The following is an 18,379-nucleotide window of genomic DNA, read 5'->3' as shown; positions in this document are numbered from 1 at the left end:
AACCGATAGGACAGTAGTGGCTGACGCCTCGCAGGGTTCCAATTTCGTCGTGGTGGCCAACAGGTTGCCCGTGGACTTGGAGACGCTTCCCGATGGAAGTACGCGATGGAAACGAAGCCCAGGCGGGCTGGTGACGGCACTCGAACCGATCCTTCGAGCCAACAACGGCGCCTGGGTGGGCTGGCCGGGCGTCCCCGATGTCGAGGTCGAGCCGTTCATCGAGGACGAGCTCGAACTGTGTCCCGTCACGTTGAGCGAGCGTGAAGTTGCCGACTACTACGAAGGCTTCTCCAACGGCACCCTGTGGCCGCTCTATCACGACGTCATCGTCAAACCGATCTACGACCGTTCCTGGTGGAATGCCTACGTAGAGGTCAACCGTCGGTTCGCCGAGACGACCTCTGCTGCGGCAGCCCAGGGCGCGACGGTGTGGATTCAGGACTACCAGCTCCAGCTGGTCCCGAAGATGCTGCGGATGCTGCGCCCGGATCTGACCATCGGGTTCTTTCTGCACATCCCCTTCCCTCCGGTCGAGTTGTTCATGCAGATGCCGTGGCGGACCGAGATCGTCGAAGGCCTACTCGGCGCCGACCTCATCGGATTCCATCTCGCGGGCGGCGCCCAGAACTTCCTGTACCTCGCTCGCAGACTCGCCGGTCAGGTCACCTCACGCGGATCCGTCGGGGTGCGGTCCAAACTCGGATCCGTCCAGGTCGGCTTCCGGACGGTACGCGTCGGCGCGTTCCCGATTTCCATCGATTCGGGGGATCTCGACGAGAAGTCACGCCGCAAGGCGGTCCGTGATCGCGCCAAGCAGATCCGCAAGGATCTGGGTAACCCGAAGCGCATCATGCTCGGGGTCGACCGTCTGGACTACACCAAAGGAATAGACGTCCGGCTCAACGCATTCCGCGAGCTTCTCGAAGAGGACCGGGTCGATCCGGCCGAGAACATCATCGTCCAGCTCGCCACACCGAGCCGCGAACGCGTCGAAAGTTACAAGGCGATGCGCGGTGAGATCGAACAGCAGGTCGGCCGCATCAACGGCGAGTACGGCCAGGTCGGCCACCCCGTCGTGCACTACCTGCATCGACCGATCCCGCGCGACGACCTCATCGCTTACTTCGTCGCAGCAGACGTCATGCTGGTCACTCCCCTACGCGACGGAATGAATCTCGTCGCCAAGGAGTACGTTGCGTGCCGCAGCGATCTCGGCGGTTCGCTCGTGTTGAGCGAATTCACCGGTGCCGCTGCTGAACTCCGTCAGGCATACCTGTGCAACCCGCACGATCTCGACAGCGTCAAGGACGCCATCATCGATGCGCTCGAGCAGGCGCCCGAGGACGGCCGACGGCGTATGCGCGCCATGCGTAGGCAGGTGCTCGCACACGACGTCGACCGATGGGCCAGGTCATTCCTCGACGCGCTGTCGAATCCGCCGCAGGACGGCCAAGCGGTAACTCAGCGCTGATTCGGTCGATAGTCCACTGGAGGCGCCCAGCCTCCAGTGGAAAGCGCTCAGCCTCCAGTGGGCGGCGCTCAGACCGGAGCCAACTCGCTTGCGAGCCAACGCCCGTCGATTTTTTCCATCGTCATCCGTACCCGACTTCCGCTGCTGGCAGCGTCAGGCGCGTCGGTGCTGGTGGTGATCTGATTGAGGAACAACAAGATCGTTGCATCGTCCGGATCTGCCGAAACGACAGCGGTGCCCTGCACGGTCACCTGAACGGTGAGCGACTTTTCCTTGGCACTGGGAGCGATCACTTCGGTCACCAACTTGGTGTATTCGTCTTTGAAGTCTCCGGTCAGACCGTCTGCAGCAGAGCCCAATTGCTGATCCACATTGGCGAAGTCGTAGGCCAGCATCGAGGTGGCCTGCGCCGAGGCTGCTGCTACGGCATCGGTGCGTGCCTGCTCGGTCTGCTCGTTTTGCCGATACTGATAGAACAGCACCCCGACACCGGCGGCAAGCGCCAACACGATGACAACGGCCAAGCTACGCAAAAGAATTCCAGATTTCATCACGGCACGAACTCCACTCTCGACGCGGTCATCACGTCACCGTCGTCAGCGACTGTTACGCGCAACCGGAAGTCGCGCGGCTGGGGTTCTTCGGCATCGGAGTTCTTCACCATTGCTCGTGCAGCCACCAGGACATCGGCTGCCTCGTCGCTGATGTTCTCGATTCCAGCTTCGATGATCTCACCGTTCGAGTCGACACGAGCCTGCTTGACGACGTCGACGAACGGCCCTTCACGGCCCTCGAACTCGGCCTTGAAATCACCACTGGCGCCGGCCAGCAACCGATCCACGTCCTCTTGCGCCGAATCGGGATGAATTGTCGTCAGATTCAAGACGGTCTGTCGGGCGGTCTGTACGAATCGCTCGGCTTGCGCGTCTTCTGCGTTCGTCGCTCGATTGGCCAGGAACAGGTAGACGCCTCCAGCGAGTAGGGCGAGAACCACGACGACGAACAACGACGTCAGCACTAGGCCGAGCCGGTTCGTTTTCGGATGCGGGGCATCCCCGTCCTGCTCGGGCTTTTCTTCTTCCAGCCGAGTCTCTCCCGTCGTCGGCGTTGCCGGCCTCTTCTCGGCGTCATCCTCGGCGAGGGAGGATTTTGGTTCCTCTTTCTTCAGGTCCGGCGTGTCGACGGGTGAGTCCTGTGCGGTTGCCGGTACTTCGACTGCGTCCTTCGACGTCGTCTCGCCCGCGATAGGCCCTGCCGGTCGTACTGCCCGACGGCGTGGGCGCCTCGGCGCCGTGCCCTCGTCGTCTGCCATAAAAACCTTCCTCGTTGCGTCCAGTGGTCGTGCCGACTAGAACGGGTATCGACCTACATCTCATACACATTGTGCACGCTGTGGGTAACAGAACGGTCGAGAACTAGAACTGGTTCACCGGGCTGATACTCTCACTTCTCGGGTTGATTGCGAGAGGACCACTCCCTATGGCTCACACGCTCACGTGGCACGACGACGTCAGCCGGCAGGCGCGGGTACTGGCGTATGCCATGCGGATGACGCTGAAACCGGCGTTCAGTCTCTGGCCACTCACCGACAACGGTATCCGAGCGATCGGTCACCTCGACCGTGCCGTCGACCGACTCCCGAAACCCAAGCGCGTCACGATCGAGCAGGTATTCCTCGGCGGAGTGCCATGCGAGAAGACGATGCACCCCCGCGTTGCCACGGGATCTCTTGCCGATGCAACCATCCTCTACTTCCACGGCGGAGGCTTCGTATTCTGCGGTTTGGCCACCCACCGGAGTGCCTGCGCCACGATGTCCGCTCGCGCAGGTGTGCCCGTGTACTCCGTCGAATACCGACAGATCCCCGACGGCGGAATCGGTACATCCATCGCCGACGCGATGAGCTCCTACCGCGCTGCACTGGGCACGGTTGCAGATCCGTCCAAGATCATCGTCGCAGGTGATTCTGCAGGTGGATATCTCGCCATGAAGGTCGCCGAACTTGCTGTGCTGGAGGGACTCACGCCGCCGGCCGCGGTGTTGGGGTTCTCCCCTTTGCTCAATCTGGATTTGAAGAGTCATCCGCGGAAGTTCATGAAGAAGGATGCGTACCTTCCGATGAAGCAGGTTCTTGCACTCGAAGATCGTTGGCTCGCCGGGCCCGACACCATTCCCGGGGCTTCTTCGCCCGTCAATGCCGACCCGTCGATCTTTCCACCGGTATTCCTTTCGACGGCGGAAAACGAAATCATGCGACCCGACGTCGAATCGATGACCCGAAAGCTCGGCGTCGCCGGCCGAACCGTCGAAACGCATGTGTGGAGGGGGCAGGTGCACGCGTTCCCCGTCATGGCCAGCGCACTGCCGGAAGGCAAGACGGTCCTGGATCTCGCTGTGGCGTTCGCTGCCCGCAACCTCTAGACACAACCACCCACAGAGCCCACTCGACCGCACCTGCGGTGGAGTGGGCTCGAAGGGCAAGCGGTTAACCAGTGCCCTGCTGGGCCGACATGAGGCCCTGCAGATCGTTGACACCGCCATTGAGTCCGGGTTGGGCGTATGCGACGCCACCGGGTGCGACATACATTCCGGTTTGCGGATCGTACGGGCGTGCTGCCACTGCCGGAGTGACACTGCTTTCACCACTGGGGATTTCGGTGTACGACGGCTCCCCCTGCTCGACCGGGCCCCAAGGCGGGTTGTTGCCCAGCGGCACATATCCCTCCGCGCTGCGGCAAATTTCCGGCGTGGGTGCGCGTCGACCGGGCACCTCCATACACGGCAGGTTCCTCGAGCCACGGACAGCGGTACTTTCGGACTGATCGACTTTGCAGAACAGGTCAGCGGGTGTATCCGGAACGGACATTTCGTTGGGATCGCGTCGCTGATCGGCAGGAAGGAATCCTGTTGTGCACGATGGCGGGTCGTTGACTTCGAGTTGGAAGTTGACGATGGCACCCTCGTCGGCTGGCCCGGAGCCCGCCGCGGTCATCAAAGCTGCAGTGATCGGCGGGTACAACACCAGGATCTGCTCGATGCCTGCGTTGTAGATGACGCCGACTTCACCGATGCTGACCAGATTGGCAAGCAGAATCGGCAGCGTCGGCTGCAGATCCTGGAACAGCTTGTTGGCGGTCGCTGCCGCATTCGGCCCCTTCTCGAGGATGGCACGAAGATCCGGATCACTGGCACGGAGCTGATCGGTGAAAGTAGCGAGATTGCTGGTCCAGGAACGAATAGCGTCACTGCTGACGACCTGTCCGTCGAGCAACGGCCCGAGTTGATCCAACAATTGGATCGTTTCTCCGGAATTGGCGTTCGCTTCCTGCACGAACAAGCGGGTCGAGTCGATGAGCTTCTGCAAGTCCGGACCGGCTCCGTTGAACGCTTTGAAAGACTCGTCGACGACGGTCCGAAGCCTGGTGTCGGAAATGCTTTTCAGGAGCGTATCGGCCTGGTCCAACATCGGCCCGACGTCCTGCGGCACCGACGAGCGTTCCACCGAAATCACATCACCGTTGGACAGTGCTGGTCCGTCCGAACTCCGCGGGATGAGATCGACGTACTGCTCTCCGACGGCGGAGACGCTCTTCACCTGGGCATCGACATCCGCAGGAATCGAATAGTCGCTGTCGATCGACATCGTGGCATCGACGCCGTCGGGTGTGAGTTCGACGGACTTCACCTCACCGACGGTGGTGCCTCGATAGGTCACGTTCGAGTATTGGTACAGCCCGCCGGTCGTCGGCAGTTGCACAGTGACGGTGTAGCGGCCGATTCCGACAAGCGCTGGCGCTCCGACGTATTGGGTGGCCATTGCGACGAGTCCGATGACGGTGAGGATCGAGAAGATGATCAGCTGCACGCGGACGAATTTGGTGAGCATCATGGTGCAGGCACCCCGAGTCCAGGAATGGTGGGCAGAGGAATCGCAGGTAATCCTGGAATTTGCAGGGTCGGTGCGCTGATGGGTCCGCGCAGCGGATCGCCCGCTGATGCTGCGGTCGGTGCGGCCTGTACCCCGAGAGCGCCTTCGAGGCCAGCGATACGACCTGCGAGGGGCGTTCCGGTAAGGAAGTTGGCGTCGAACCTCGGAAGCGACAGGTCGATGACCATCCCCAGGTTTGCGTAGTCTCCGCGGATCACGTTGTCGATGCCCTCCTGCGGGAACGGATAGGTCAACAGAACCGACAGCACTTCGGTCAGCGCACTACCGGAATCGGCCAACGCGTTGAGCACTGGTGTGATGCTTTCGATGTTGGTCTGCAGATCTGCGCCACTGGTCTCGACCAACTGGGACACGACGTTGCTGAGCTGGCCCAGCGAAACGAAGGCGCCGGTGATGTTCGGACGTTGCTGGATCAGGACGTCGAGCGCCGGTGGCAGTTCGTTCAATGCCTTTGTCAGCGTCGCGCTCTGGTTCTCGACATTGACGGCCAGGCGATCGATTCCATCCAATGCCGCAATGATGTCACCGCGCTGATCGTCGAGACTGCCGACCAATTCGTCCAGCCGCGGCAACAGGTCGCGGATCGAGTCTTCGCGGCCACCGAGAGCATTGTTCAGTTCGGTGGTGATGTCCTGAATCTGCGCCAGACCACCACCGTTGAGAACCACGGACAGCGAGGACAGGGTCTGCTCGGTCGTCGGGTACGCCCCGGCACGATCGATGGGAATGAGGTCGCCGTTCTGCAGTCTTCCCTCGGGGTCGGGCGGTGGCACCAGCGCGAGGTGCTGTGACCCGAGCAGCGAGGTCTGACCGATCTTGGCCGTGACGTTCTCTGGCAACTCGACGCCCTCGTTCAGCGACACTGTGACCAGAGCGTGCCAGTTCTCAACCGTGATCGCGTCCACCGTTCCGATAGTGACGTCGTCGACGGTCACCGGTGAGTTCTGCGACAGCGTAGTCACATTGGGCATTTCGATCTGCACCTGATAGGCCCCGTCGCCTCGACCTTGAGTGCCAGGCAGTGGCAGGGAATTCAAGCCGCCCCATTCACAGCCTGCAAGGGTGATCGACATGGCGCAGGCGAGGACGCCGACTTTTACAACGGTGTGTGCACGAGTTCTCATCGTCCGCCTCCCAACAGGTCGCCGAGGCTTGGAACCTGGACGGTAGGCATATCGGCCATGGGCTCGGACTTGGGAGCGGGCGCAGGCGCCTGCTCTCGTTCGAGGCCAGGCTCGGTGTAAACGATCTGATCCGGATTCGCAGCCGCTCCGGTGGTCGGATTAGCAAGAAACGCAGGGTAATTGAAGACCAGCGAGCTGAGGACTGGCCCGAGGTACTGCTTACACAGATCGGCACTGCGCTCCGACGTGGTGTTCCCCACGCCTGCCACTGCACCGCAGATGAAGTTGATCGGGTTGCCGAAGTTGTTCAACGAGATGGCACCGGTCAGCGAACCCTGCGCCGGTTGGTAGATGTTGTTGAAGTTGGCGAGTGCATTCGGTCCAGAATGCAGGATGCGCTCGATCTCTGGCCGCTTGTCGGTCAGGACGCGGGTCGCATCAGCCAACCGGCCGACTCCCTCGACCAGTCCTGCCTGGTTATCCGCAATGAAGCGTTGTACTTCGCCGAGTGCGACATTGAGATCGGTCATGGCAGTGCCGAATTCGTCGGAACTCTGTGCGAGCATCTCCGACACCGACGCCAGCCGCCCACCGAACTGCACGATTTGATCGTTACTGTTGGAGAGTGCGCCGACGAACACCTGCAGATTGCGGATGGTCGAAAAGAGGTCGGTACGGCCGTCGGACAGAACTCGCATGGTGTCGGACAGTTCACGCAGAGTCGAACGCAGCGTGTCACCGTTCCCGTCGAGGTTGTCGGCGGCGGTGTCGATGAACCGGCCTACCGGTCCTTGCTCGTCGACGCCTTCCGGTCCGAGCGAGGTGGACAGTTTGGTCAGTTCGGTCTTGATCTGGTCCCACTCGACGGGTACCGCCGTGCGTTCGAGGGGAATCGTTTCCCCATCGGCCAATTCGGGTCCGCCGGCGAACACGGGAGTGATCTGGACGAACCGCGCAGACACCAGGCTCTGCGCAATGACCACGGCCTTGGCATCGGCCGGGATCGCGACGTTGGATGAAACTTGCATGCTTACGCGGGCGTCGTCACCTTGGGGTTCGATCTTCTTCACCTTACCCACGGTCACGCCGAGCACTCTGACATCGTCACCTTCGTAAAGGCCTGTCGTAGAGGAGAACTGAGCGATCACAGACTTCTGGGTCAGGCCGATGATCACCTTGTAGCCGACCACGACCAACATAATCGCCAGCACGGCGGCACCGAGATACAGCAGCTTCTTCTTCATGTCATTGCCCCGGAGGTTTCAGGATGGGTGGCGAATTCTTCGGAAGCAGATCCTGCAGAGTGCCAGGCAATTGATCCGGAGCAACGACGCCGTCCACGATCGTCTTCCACCACGAGCTCGGGAGGATGTTCTGGATATAGGCGTTGAAGAACGGCCCGCTTGCAACCGCTTCACCGAGGGCGCTGATGTATGGCCCCAGCCCGTCGAGCGCGCCGGCGATATTGTCGTTGTTCTTCTGCAGTACCGCCACCACCGAGTTGAGCTTCTCGAGTGTTGGACCCATCTGCGCTGCATTTTCCTGGACCAAACCGGTGAGTTGGCGAGAAACCGAAGAAATGTTGGTGATCAACTGGCTGATCGCGGTACGCCTGCGATCGAGCTCACCGAACAGCTCGTTGCCGTCGAGGATCAACTGGTTGATCTGATCGCTGCGGGTGGCCAGGATTCCGGTCACACTCTCGGCTCGCTCGAGCAACTGCTGCAAGCCCTCGTCGCGGGAGTTGATGCTCTGCGAGAGCCTGCTGATGCCATCGAGTGCGGTACGCAGCTCCGGCGGTGTGTCGGACAGTGTGTCCGACACTACGTTCATCGCGTCACCCAACTGCTGGGTGTCGAGGTCGGAGATGGTGGTGCTGAGGTCGCCCAGTGCATCGGTCAGCGAGTACGGGGAGTTGGTGCGAGAGGACGGAATGGTGTCGTGGACATCGATGGAACCGGGTCCGTCGGGCGTCACCTTCAACGACTTGCGGCCCAGGATGGTGTTGGTCTTGATCGCCGCAGCAGTGGCCTCGCCGAGTTCGATGTTCTCGCGCACCGTGAACTCGACGCGAACTTCCTGATCTGCGAGTTCGATCTGCTCCACCTTTCCGACGTTGACGCCGGAGACCGTGACGTCGTCACCGACCATCAAGCCGCCTGCATCGGTGAAGAGCGCGGAGTAGTTGATGCCGCCGTTCAGGAACGGCAGGCGGTCGTACTGCAGCGTCGCAATTACGATGCAGAGCCCCAACACGATGCCGATGACCCCGATGTGGATGAGGTTCGGTGATTTATCCGCTTTAGTTGACGTCATTGATGTTTGCACACCTCCCCGTATCCTGAACCGCCGTCGGAACGAGCAGCGTCGGTGAACCCTCTGGCCCTGAGATCTTGAATGTGTTGGAGCACAAGTAGAACTGAAAGAAGCTGCCGTACGATCCGGTTCGAATCAGTTTCTTGTAGTCACTCGGCAACCGGGTGAGCACCTGATCGATGTTGTCCTTTCCAAGGTCCAACTGGGTCGCGGTGCGGTTCGCGGCAGCGATCATCGCCTGCAGATCCGGACGCGTCGCCTGGAGAAGCCCGGCCAGATCTCCTGTTGCCCCGGCGATACGCGGGATGGCGTCACCGATCGGGTCTCGATCCTGAGCAAGTCCACTGACGAGTTGCTGCAATGAGTCGATGGTGGTCTCGAACTGGGTTCCTTGACGATCGATCGTGCCGAGAGTCGCGTTGAGGTTGGTGATGACGTCGCCGATCAACTGGTCGCGGTCAGCGAGTGTGTTGGTGAACGAGCTCGTGTTACCGAGAAGCGAGACCAGGGTTCCGCCCTGCCCTTGCAGGACCCCGAGCAACGCCGCGGACAAATCGTTGACCTGCTGCGGATCCAATCCTCGAAGCAGTGGCTTGAACCCACCGAGCAACAGGTCCAGATCGAGCGCGGGTGAAGACTGATTCACTGGAATCGTGCCGCCACTGTCGAGTTCCTCGATCCCACCGGGGCCTTCGAGGAGCTCGAGGTACCGGTCGCCTACGAGGTTCTCGTATCGGACAGTTGCCGCGGTGCTCGTCAGCAGGCGGTACTTCGAGTCGACGTCGAACTCGACCTCGGCGAGGTTCTCATCGCCGACGTCCACACCCTTCACGGCTCCGACGGGAACCCCTGCGATGCGCACCTTGTCACCGGACTTGAGCCCTGACGCATCGCTGAACACGACATGGTAGGAGTCGGTGCTACCGAACCGGTATTGGCTGAACACCAATGCCAAAGCACCGAAGATCACCACCATGACCAGCGCGAAGATCGAAAGCTTTATCGTATTACTTCTCATGGCCACGCCCCCGCAAACAGGAATTGGAAGATGGTGGGCACGTTGACGGAAGGCTGCGTCTCAGGCACATACGGTGCGTCGGCGGTGTCCGCGACGACGAACGGTGAGTGCGCCTGCTTCGGATCGAAGTTGGGCAACCCGTAGCAGTTGGGGCCGCCGCTGGCCGCGATCTTCGGCAGGTCCTTTTCGACCGTGTACGCCGGGTCACCCAGCACGAAGCTCGTGCTGAGCTTGAGCGAGGCGCTGTCTCCTGCACCGGCCATCGGCCCGAATTGCTTCCGTCCCTTGTTGAGCCCCACCAAGAAGCACGAGATTTCGGGTGAGTATTCGTCGAGAAGCGTCGTGGTGTCGGTCAGCGTCGACAGTGCGGTCTCGATTGGCTGCTGATTCTCGGTCAGCACCTGCGTTGCAGTATCGGCGAGACCGGTCACGTTCATCAGTAGTAGGTCGAGGTTCGCTTGTTGCTCGACGATGGTTTTGCCCGTGTCACTCGCGTTGTCGAGTACCCGCATGAGGTCCGGGGTCGCGTCGGCGTAGACATTGGTGACGATCGCTGCCGCAGACAGATCTCGTTGCAGCGCGGGAAGACTCGGATTCACTGTCTTCAGATAGGAATCGGTGTCCTCGAGCAAGGACCCGAGTTGGTCGCCGCGGCCGCGCAGCGCCGAGGAGACCGCGCCGAGGGTCGCGTTGAGCTTTTCGGGTTCGAGCTTCTGAAGAACCTCCGACAGATGTTGGAACAAGGTGTTGAACTCGACGGTGACACTGTCCGCGGGAATGACGGCGCCGGCCTCGATGCTCTGGCTCGATGGGTCGGGGGGAACGACGAAGTTGACGTACTTGGCGCCGAACACCGTGGTGGACTTGATCTCCACCGCAGCGTTCGACGGAATCAGCGACAGCATCGACGGATTGAGATCCAGGTCGAGCCGAGCCATACCGTCTTCCTGCGAGATCGACCCGACACGGCCGACCTCGACGCCGCGAAGCTTGACCTTGGCCTGCGGATCCATCACCAGTCCGGCGCGCGCCGAGGTGACGGTGACCGGAACTGTGCTGGTGAATCCGCCCGCGAACGTGATCAATGCGAACGCCGTGATGGCGACCAAACCGAGCACGAGTCCGGCGGCGGCGAGTTTCTTGGTAATCGAATTGTCCATGTCCCGTTATCCCGACAGGTTGAAGTTGCCGGAGCTGCCGTAGATGGCCAGCGAGATCAGCAGGGTCACCGTCACGACTGCGATGAGCGAGGCGCGAACAGCGTTTCCGACAGCCACCCCGACGCCGACCGGACCGCCGCTGGCAGTGAAGCCGTAGTACGTGTGAATCAGCATTACCGCGAGCGCCATGACTATGGCTTGGGCAAAGGACCACAGTATGTCCGTCGGTATCAAAAATGTGTCGAAGTAGTGGTCGTAGACGCCCGCAGACTGGCCGAAGAGCACCACCGTGGCGAAACGACTCGCGATGAACGAGGCAATGACCGCAAGCGAGTAGAGCGGCACGATGGCAACCATGCCCGCGAGCACTCGCGTGCTGACCAGGTACGGGATCGACGGAATTGCCATCGATTCCAGTGCGTCGATTTCCTCGGCAACCCGCATGGCGCCCAACTGCGCCGTAGAACCGGCTCCGATTGTGGCCGCAAGCCCGATGCCCGCGATGACCGGGGCGGCGATGCGAACGTTGATGAAGGCGGCAAAGAAGCCGGTGAGTGCCTCGACACCGATATTACCCAGCGACGAAAAGCCCTGCACGGCAATGGTTCCACCGGCGAACAGCGTTAGAAATCCGACAATGACCACTGTTCCGCCGATGACGGCCAGCGCCCCGGACCCCATGCTGATCTCGGCGACGAGTCGCAAAGTCTCTTTTTTGTAGCGAACCGCGGCGCGTGGCACCGATGCGAGCGCACGGATGTAGAAGATCGCCTGTTCTCCCAGGCGGTCCACCGCGCCCGACGCACGACCGATCCGCCTGCGCACCATCGGAAAACGGCCTGCTGTAACGAGGGCCATCTCTATATCCCCCTTATCCGGCTGTCAATTTGATACCGACGGCGGTGACCACGACATTGACGACGAACAGTGCCATGAAAGCGAAGACGACTGTCTGATTCACTGCATCGCCCACGCTTTTGGCTCCGCCACGCACGTTCAGCCCGAGATAGCACGCGACGAGACCGGCGATCATTCCGAACAGACCGGCCTTGACCTGCGAGACGATGAGTTCACCGAAGCCGGTCAGCAGCGTGATGCCGTTGACGAAGGCCCCCGGGTTGACACCTTGAAGGAAGACGGAGAACACGAAGCCGCCGAGAATGCCGATGGTGCTCACCAGGCCGTTGAGTAGCAGTGCGATGACCGTCGAGGCAAGCACTCGCGGGACGACGAGGCGGTGGATCGGGTTGATGCCGAGCACCCGCATCGCGTCGATTTCTTCGCGGATGGTGCGTGCGGCGAGGTCGGCACAGATGGCGGTCGCGCCTGCTCCAGCGACGATGAGCACCGTGACGATGGGCCCGACCTGCGTGACAGCTCCAAGAGCAGCACCCGCGCCACTGAGGTCGGCTGCACCGATCTCGCGGAGAAGAATGTTGATGGTGAAGCTGACCAACACGGTGAAAGGCACGGCCACCAGGACGGTCGGCACCATCGACACACGGGCGATGAACCACGCCTGGTCGATGAACTCTTGACGCTGAAACGGCCGACGGAACACCGAACGGAGGGTGTACCACGACATGTCGAAGAAGGCGCCTACCGCACGAAGGGGTACGAGGAGAACGTCGTTCATGAAACCTCCCTCGCTACATGCGACACTGTGATCCAAGTCATGGCCGTCCAGCTCATGTTAACTAGAACACGTTCAGTAGTCAAAGAATCGACCGATCTCGATATTGGACGGTTCGATTCACGCGTGAGTGTCGTACACATCGCGTACGGCCCTTCTATTCACTTACATTGCAGGAAAGGAGTTTTGGCTTCCGGACACTCGAATGTCGCGACATTCGAGGGGAGTTGCTCGACCACTGCAGGCGGCGAGTTCACCGTGAAGAAACGGGTGCAAAACTAGAACGTGATCTAGTTTTGCACCCGCATCGCTGAAACAACGTAGAACCACATTTGAACCCACGCGCCCGCATTATCTTCGCCCGACATCGCCCTCGATGTGGCCGAAATCGAAAAGCTATGGACTGGCCGTGACCTTCGGCGCGTCCAGGTTGAGCGCCGCACTGGCCGAGAAAGTCTTCGAAGGGTCACGCCCATCGAAGTAGGTACTCAGCTCGGCCCCGAGGGACAGCGGCGTCCACGCACCCGAAGTTGCATCGAACCGCTGCTCGACGACGGGGGCAGCCATGAGAGCCACCATCGGCCCGTAGACGATGAAGACCTGCCCGTTGACGGCGTCCGAGGCAGGCGAGGACAGGTAGGTCACCAGTGTCGACACGTGCTCCGGTGCCAACGGATCGATTCCGTCGGCCGGTGCATCGCCGAAGACAGCCTCGGTCATCGTCGTACGACCACGGGGGCAGATCGCATTGGCGCGAACCCCATAGCGTGACAACGCCCGCGATGCCGACAACGTCAGTGCCGTGATTCCAGCTTTGGCAGCGCCGTAGTTGGCCTGCCCCTCTGGTCCCAACAACCCTGCCTCGGAAGAGGTGTTGACGATCCGGCCGTATACCGGCGCGCCTGCTTTCTTGGATTCGCCTCGCCAGTAGGCGCCTGCGTTGCGCGTGAGCAGAAAGTGCCCGCGTAGATGCACCCGGATGACTGCATCCCAGTCGTCGTCGGACATGTTGAACAGCATGCGATCTCGGACGATTCCAGCATTGTTGACGACGATGTCGACGCGGCCGAACTTATCCTGCGCGGCCGCGAACATGGCGTCGGCAGTGGAACGTTCGCTCACGTCGCCCGGCACGAAGACCACCCGACGGCCAGTCGCCTCGATCGCCGCGATCGTCTCGTCCGCGGCGGGTCCCGATGCGATATCGCCGAGCACTATGTCAGCACCCGCCTGCGCGAGGCCGATAGCCTCCGCGCGGCCGAGTCCGGACGCAGCACCGGTTACGAGCGCTACCCTGTCGTCGAGTCGTACCTCTTCTTCGTTCACGTTCCGGACTGTAGAACGTGTTCTATGTTTGTGGCAAGCAATCTATTCCTTCCACCGCAGTGCGGCTCGCGGGCAACCCGCTATCGCCTCGTCCACGTCCGCCTTGTTCTCGGGCAGGTCTGCAGCATCGGACACCACCAGCTGGTCGTCGTCGTCCAGGTCGAACACCTGGGGTGCCACACCTACGCACACACCGTTCGCTTCACACCGATCGAAATCAACCTCGAGCACTGTCGATACCCACTTTCATTTGTGATGCGCTTGCGCCGTCGCCCGTACGTGCCCGATCGGCCCCAGGTTCGAAGCCGCACGCCCGGTCGACGGGCCACTTATCCCTCAAGACTAGAACGTGTTCCACCCCGTGTGCAATGATTCGACCTACCTGAGGGTGGCGCACGGATACCGACGTCGACTCACTATGAACTTGTTGCAGATTCCGGGCACGAGAGGACCACTGATATGCGGATCATGTACACGGAGGAACAGGCCGAGTTGCGCGCCGAATTACGCGCCTACTTCGCCACCCTGATCACTCCCGAGCGCCGCGAGGCACTGAGCTCGACATCCGGTGAATACGGTGAGGGCACCGTTTATCGCGATGTAGTCAAACAGATGGGTACCGACGGTTGGCTCGCGCTCGGTTGGCCTACCGAGTTCGGTGGCCAGGCACGTTCGGCCATGGACCAGCTCATCTTCACCGACGAAGCCGCCACCGCGGGAGCACCGGTTCCCTTCTTGACCATCAACAGTGTCGCGCCGACTCTCATGGCGTTCGGCACGCCGGAGCAGAAGGCGTACTTCCTTCCTCGTATTTCTGCCGGCGATCTGCACTTCTCGATCGGCTACTCCGAGCCGGAAGCAGGCACCGACCTGGCAGCGCTGCGCACCACAGCAGTCCACGACGGCGACGACTACGTCATCAACGGCCAGAAAATGTGGACCTCGCTCATCAAGTACGCCGACTACGTGTGGCTCGCGTGCCGTACCGATCCCGAGGCTCGCAAGCACCGCGGGATCAGCATGCTGATCGTTCCCACCGACGCCGAAGGCTTCTCCACCACTCCGGTGCACACGATGGCAGGTCCTGACACCAGCGCGACCTACTACCAGGATGTGCGAGTACCCAAGACCGCACTCGTGGGCGAAGAGAACCGCGGTTGGTCGCTGATCACCAACCAGCTCAACCACGAGCGTGTCGCTCTCACCTCGGCCGGTCCGCTCGTCGCTTCTCTCCGTGAGGTCCGTGCGTGGGCGCAGAACACCAAGAAGCCGGACGGCACTCGGATCATCGATCAGGAATGGGTGCAGATTGCACTCGCTCGGGTCCACGCGAAGGCGTCCTACCTCGAACTGCTGAACTGGGAAATCACCGCCGCCAGCTCCACCCCCGGCCCGGCCGACGCGTCGGCGAACAAGGTGTACGGCACCGAACTGGCAACCGAGGCATACCGCACGATGATGGAAATCCTCGGGCCATCCGCCACGTTCCGGCGCGGCTCGCCTGGCGCCCAACTACAGGGTCGACTCGAAAGGCTGCATCGCTCTTCGTTGATCCTCACCTTCGGCGGCGGCACCAACGAGGTGCAACGCGACATCATCGGCATGACCGCGCTCGGCCTGCCCGCATCTGCACGCTGACTTTTCGGGAGAGAATGAAATGGACTTCACCACCACCGAGGCTCAGCGCGATCTCGCCGGGCTCACCCATGACATCGTTACCAAATACAGCACGAACGACGTTCAGCGACAGCTGGATTCCAACCCGGACACCATCGACCGCGCCCTGTGGGATGCGCTGACGTCCGGCGGACTTCTGTCGGCTACCGCGCCCGAGTCCATCGGCGGAGACGGGTACGGCGAACTGGAAGCATCGTCGATCGCCATCGAACTCGGCAGAGGCCTTGCCGCCGTCCCGTTCGTGGCAACTACTTCGGTCGCCGCGGCGATCGCTCGGTTCGGTTCGGACGAGCAGCGGACCGAGTGGGCAGCCCCAGCCGTTGCCGGCAGCTCGATCCTGACGTTGGCAATCGATGAAGAACACGGCGAGCCGCTCGACCCGTTGACACGAGCAGACCGCACCGACACCGGCTGGACTTTGACCGGCTCCAAGATCGGCGTCGACAGTGCACCCGTCGCCGACGGCTTCCTCGTCACGACGGCCGCAGGCGCGTTTCTCGTCCGCTCGGACGACGCCGGCGTCACGGTCCTACCCCAGCAGGGCGTCGACAATCGCAGCATCGGAGTTCTCGAATTGAACTCGGTGCAGGTCGACTCGACCCGGTTGCTCGCAGATCCGGATGTCACGCGCTGGGTTCTGGCACGCGTCACGCTCGGAACCTGCGCATACCAGGTCGGGGTCCTGGAGGAATCGCTCCGGCTCACCGCCGAGTACGCCCGTGAACGTGTTCAGTTCGGTAAGCCGATCGGCAGCTTCCAGGCCGTCGCACAGCGGTTGGCCGACGGGTACATCGACGTCAAGGGCGCCCGGTTGACGCTCTGGAAGGCAGCGTGGAGCCTCTCCGCAGGCAACAACGGTGACGAAGATGTTGCGGTCGCGAAGTTCTGGGCAGCGGACGCAGGCCACCGCGTCGCGCACACGCTGGTGCACATTCACGGTGGCGTCGGGCTCGATCGCGATCATCCGGTGCACCGATACTTCCTCGTCGCCAAGCGAGCAGAGTTCGCCTACGGACATGCCACCGCTCAGCTGCGCCGTCTAGGTTCCGCTCTCGCCGACGTGCCTGCCTGATTTCGGACTTATCGCCCGACCTGGTACACGCCAGGTCGGGCGACACCGAGAAGGCGTGCCCCGCGGTAATTTTCGGGCAGACCCTCTAACGGCCAGTCAGTCGAAAAGAGTAGGTGACGGCGGCTCGTCGACCGCTGCTGCCGAGGAGCCCGTGGGCTGCGACTCTTCCCCAGGAGAACCTTTGCGGACCACCGACAATGTGGTGGTCCGCACCGAGAGTCGATGGCCGCCGTGATGTTCCAAAAGTGCGAGACCCTGTCGAATCTCGAGCACTTTCCACGGGCCGGCGTGCCCGTTCGCCTGGACCAGGTCGCCTGCTGCGATCGCGGAAGCCACTACGAGTCTCCATTCGGTTCGTTCATTCGTGTGTGACCCAACCCTAGTCGGCTCGGAACCCGTTGCTCGCCTCGAGCGCCCCCACCCGGCCGCAACGGAACTTATCTGCCTCGACACACACTCCCCCGCAACATGATTCGGCGGGCTCACGCGTAATCGCGTGAGCCCGCCGAATCATCTAGCGAATTTTGTCGAGCCTGCTGACTGCTTCTTCGAACCCGTCCACCAAATCGGCGATGATGTCCGCGACCGGACGAATCTCGTTCATCCTGCCGACGATCTGTCCCACCGGCATGGCCACCACCTCGGGATTGTCGGCGTTGTTGATTCGTTGATGCGCTTCACTGACCAAGATGTTCTGCAACGGCATCGGTAGCGGTTCCGGGGCCTCGGCGCTGTTCCACGCCTCGGTCCACTTGGTCTTGAGCAAACGCGCGGGTTTACCCGAGTAGATGCGAGTTCGAACCGTATCGCTCGATGTCGCCGTCAACAACGCTTCCTGCATAGCCGACGGCTTGCCCTCCACGCGTGCACCGAGGCGATACTCGGCCGCTGTCAGCCACATCGATCCCATCCAGACACCTTGTGCGCCGAGCGCCAGAGCGGCCGCTACTTGCCGTCCGCTGCCGATTCCGCCTGCCGCAAGAACTGCGCCCGAGTCGCCCAACGCCTCGACGACCTCGGGTAGCAGCACCATCGAAGCGATCTCACCGGTATGACCCCCAGCTTCATACCCCTGAGCGATGACGATGTCGACACCGTTTTCGATGTGTCTGCGCGCGTGTTCCGCCGTACCTGCCAGCGCTGCGACTGGTACGCCGTGCTCGTGTGCCTGCACGATCACATCGTTCGGCGGCGAACCCAGCGCGTTGGCGATCAACTTGATCGGATGCTTCAGCGCGACGTCGACGTGCGAGCGGGCCACCGAGTGCAGCCAGCCGAGCACCCCTTCGTTACGTGCCGCATCGTCGTCGAGCGGCGGCACACCGAGCTGGTCGAGCGTCCGATCGATGAACGCTCGATGCTCGGCCGGGATCAATTCGTTCAAGTCCACCGACGCGCCCTCGGTGGGAATCTTCGCCGGCATGACGATGTCGACACCGTACGGCTTACCGTCGGTGTTCTCATCCATCCAGGTCAGCACCGCGTCTAGTTCTTCGGCGTCGTTGAACCGCACACAGCCGAGCACACCGAGTCCGCCGGCTCGGCTGATCGCCGCAGCGACATGTTCGGACGGAGTGAAGCCGAAGATCGGAAATTCTATTCCGAACTTTTCCGACAGATCGGTATGCATGGT

Annotated in this window: 18 protein-coding genes; 4 read left to right on the top strand and 14 right to left on the bottom strand. The window is 61.7% G+C overall.

The genetic code is table 11. The features are described 5' to 3' along the window. Positions 1-16: 16 nt before the first annotated feature. Positions 17-1,471, top strand: coding sequence for a trehalose-6-phosphate synthase (locus H2510_RS13170; protein WP_186628748.1), 1,455 nt, complete (start codon positions 17-19; stop codon positions 1,469-1,471). Positions 1,472-1,539: 68 nt separating this feature from the next. Here the strand turns inward: H2510_RS13170 and H2510_RS13165 are convergent, their stop codons facing one another. Together H2510_RS13165 and H2510_RS13160 are read right to left on the bottom strand one after the other, a co-directional pair. Beyond that, on the bottom strand, positions 1,540-2,022 hold the full coding sequence (locus H2510_RS13165; protein ID WP_186628747.1) for a h domain protein: 483 nt from the start codon (positions 2,020-2,022) through the stop codon (positions 1,540-1,542). Next, positions 2,022-2,783, bottom strand: coding sequence for a hypothetical protein (locus tag H2510_RS13160; protein ID WP_261392915.1), 762 nt, complete (start codon positions 2,781-2,783; stop codon positions 2,022-2,024). Before H2510_RS13160 ends, H2510_RS13165 begins: the two co-directional genes overlap by 1 nt. Before the next feature lie 167 nt (positions 2,784-2,950). Between H2510_RS13160 and H2510_RS13155 the strand changes: the two genes are divergently transcribed. Continuing rightward, positions 2,951-3,892 carry an alpha/beta hydrolase gene (locus H2510_RS13155; protein WP_186628746.1) on the top strand — a complete coding sequence of 314 codons (942 nt, stop codon included), beginning with the start codon at positions 2,951-2,953 and terminating at the stop codon, positions 3,890-3,892. Between the two features lie 64 nt (positions 3,893-3,956). Here H2510_RS13155 and H2510_RS13150 read toward each other — a convergent pair whose 3' ends face one another. From H2510_RS13150 to H2510_RS13105, 10 genes are all read right to left on the bottom strand, one after another. Continuing rightward, positions 3,957-5,360 carry an MCE family protein gene (locus H2510_RS13150; RefSeq protein WP_186628745.1) on the bottom strand — a complete coding sequence of 468 codons (1,404 nt, stop codon included), beginning with the start codon at positions 5,358-5,360 and terminating at the stop codon, positions 3,957-3,959. Then, complete coding sequence (locus H2510_RS13145) at positions 5,357-6,544, bottom strand: MCE family protein (RefSeq protein WP_186628744.1); 1,188 nt, start codon at positions 6,542-6,544, stop codon at positions 5,357-5,359. Before H2510_RS13145 ends, H2510_RS13150 begins: the two co-directional genes overlap by 4 nt. Next, positions 6,541-7,788 carry an MCE family protein gene (locus H2510_RS13140; protein ID WP_186628743.1) on the bottom strand — a complete coding sequence of 416 codons (1,248 nt, stop codon included), beginning with the start codon at positions 7,786-7,788 and terminating at the stop codon, positions 6,541-6,543. Before H2510_RS13140 ends, H2510_RS13145 begins: the two co-directional genes overlap by 4 nt. 1 nt (position 7,789) lies before the next feature. After that, complete coding sequence (locus tag H2510_RS13135) at positions 7,790-8,860, bottom strand: MCE family protein (RefSeq protein WP_186628742.1); 1,071 nt, start codon at positions 8,858-8,860, stop codon at positions 7,790-7,792. After that, entirely contained in the window at positions 8,847-9,878 is a 1,032-nt protein-coding gene (locus tag H2510_RS13130; protein WP_186628741.1) for an MCE family protein, read from the bottom strand. Before H2510_RS13130 ends, H2510_RS13135 begins: the two co-directional genes overlap by 14 nt. Then, on the bottom strand, positions 9,875-11,038 hold the full coding sequence (locus tag H2510_RS13125; RefSeq protein ID WP_186628740.1) for an MCE family protein: 1,164 nt from the start codon (positions 11,036-11,038) through the stop codon (positions 9,875-9,877). Before H2510_RS13125 ends, H2510_RS13130 begins: the two co-directional genes overlap by 4 nt. Before the next feature lie 6 nt (positions 11,039-11,044). Beyond that, positions 11,045-11,896: an ABC transporter permease gene (locus H2510_RS13120; protein WP_186628739.1), complete on the bottom strand. Its 852-nt coding sequence runs from the start codon at positions 11,894-11,896 to the stop codon at positions 11,045-11,047. Between the two features lie 13 nt (positions 11,897-11,909). Further along, positions 11,910-12,674 carry an ABC transporter permease gene (locus H2510_RS13115; protein WP_088945364.1) on the bottom strand — a complete coding sequence of 255 codons (765 nt, stop codon included), beginning with the start codon at positions 12,672-12,674 and terminating at the stop codon, positions 11,910-11,912. Positions 12,675-13,067: 393 nt separating this feature from the next. Next, entirely contained in the window at positions 13,068-13,997 is a 930-nt protein-coding gene (locus tag H2510_RS13110) for a 3-oxoacyl-ACP reductase (protein WP_186628738.1), read from the bottom strand. 42 nt (positions 13,998-14,039) lie between these two features. After that, entirely contained in the window at positions 14,040-14,228 is a 189-nt protein-coding gene (locus H2510_RS13105) for a ferredoxin (RefSeq protein ID WP_088945366.1), read from the bottom strand. 228 nt (positions 14,229-14,456) lie between these two features. On the opposite strand from H2510_RS13105, the gene H2510_RS13100 reads away from it, so the two are divergent. Continuing rightward, positions 14,457-15,635, top strand: coding sequence for an acyl-CoA dehydrogenase family protein (locus H2510_RS13100; RefSeq protein WP_084347214.1), 1,179 nt, complete (start codon positions 14,457-14,459; stop codon positions 15,633-15,635). Between the two features lie 19 nt (positions 15,636-15,654). Continuing rightward, complete coding sequence (locus H2510_RS13095) at positions 15,655-16,746, top strand: acyl-CoA dehydrogenase family protein (RefSeq protein WP_186628737.1); 1,092 nt, start codon at positions 15,655-15,657, stop codon at positions 16,744-16,746. Positions 16,747-16,842: 96 nt separating this feature from the next. On the opposite strand, the gene H2510_RS13090 is transcribed toward H2510_RS13095, so the two are convergent. Further along, positions 16,843-17,082: a hypothetical protein gene (locus H2510_RS13090; protein ID WP_088945368.1), complete on the bottom strand. Its 240-nt coding sequence runs from the start codon at positions 17,080-17,082 to the stop codon at positions 16,843-16,845. A gap of 178 nt (positions 17,083-17,260) precedes the next feature. After that, a complete protein-coding gene (locus tag H2510_RS13085; RefSeq protein ID WP_186628736.1) occupies positions 17,261-18,376 on the bottom strand; it encodes a nitronate monooxygenase family protein in 1,116 nt (371 codons plus the stop codon). Between the last annotated feature and the right edge of the window lie 3 nt (positions 18,377-18,379).

Origin of the sequence: Rhodococcus sp. BP22 (genome assembly GCF_014281965.1) — a bacterium.
In the GTDB taxonomy this organism is placed as follows: Bacteria; Actinomycetota; Actinomycetes; order Mycobacteriales; family Mycobacteriaceae; genus Rhodococcoides.
This window is presented reverse-complemented; position numbering and strand designations above follow the sequence as displayed.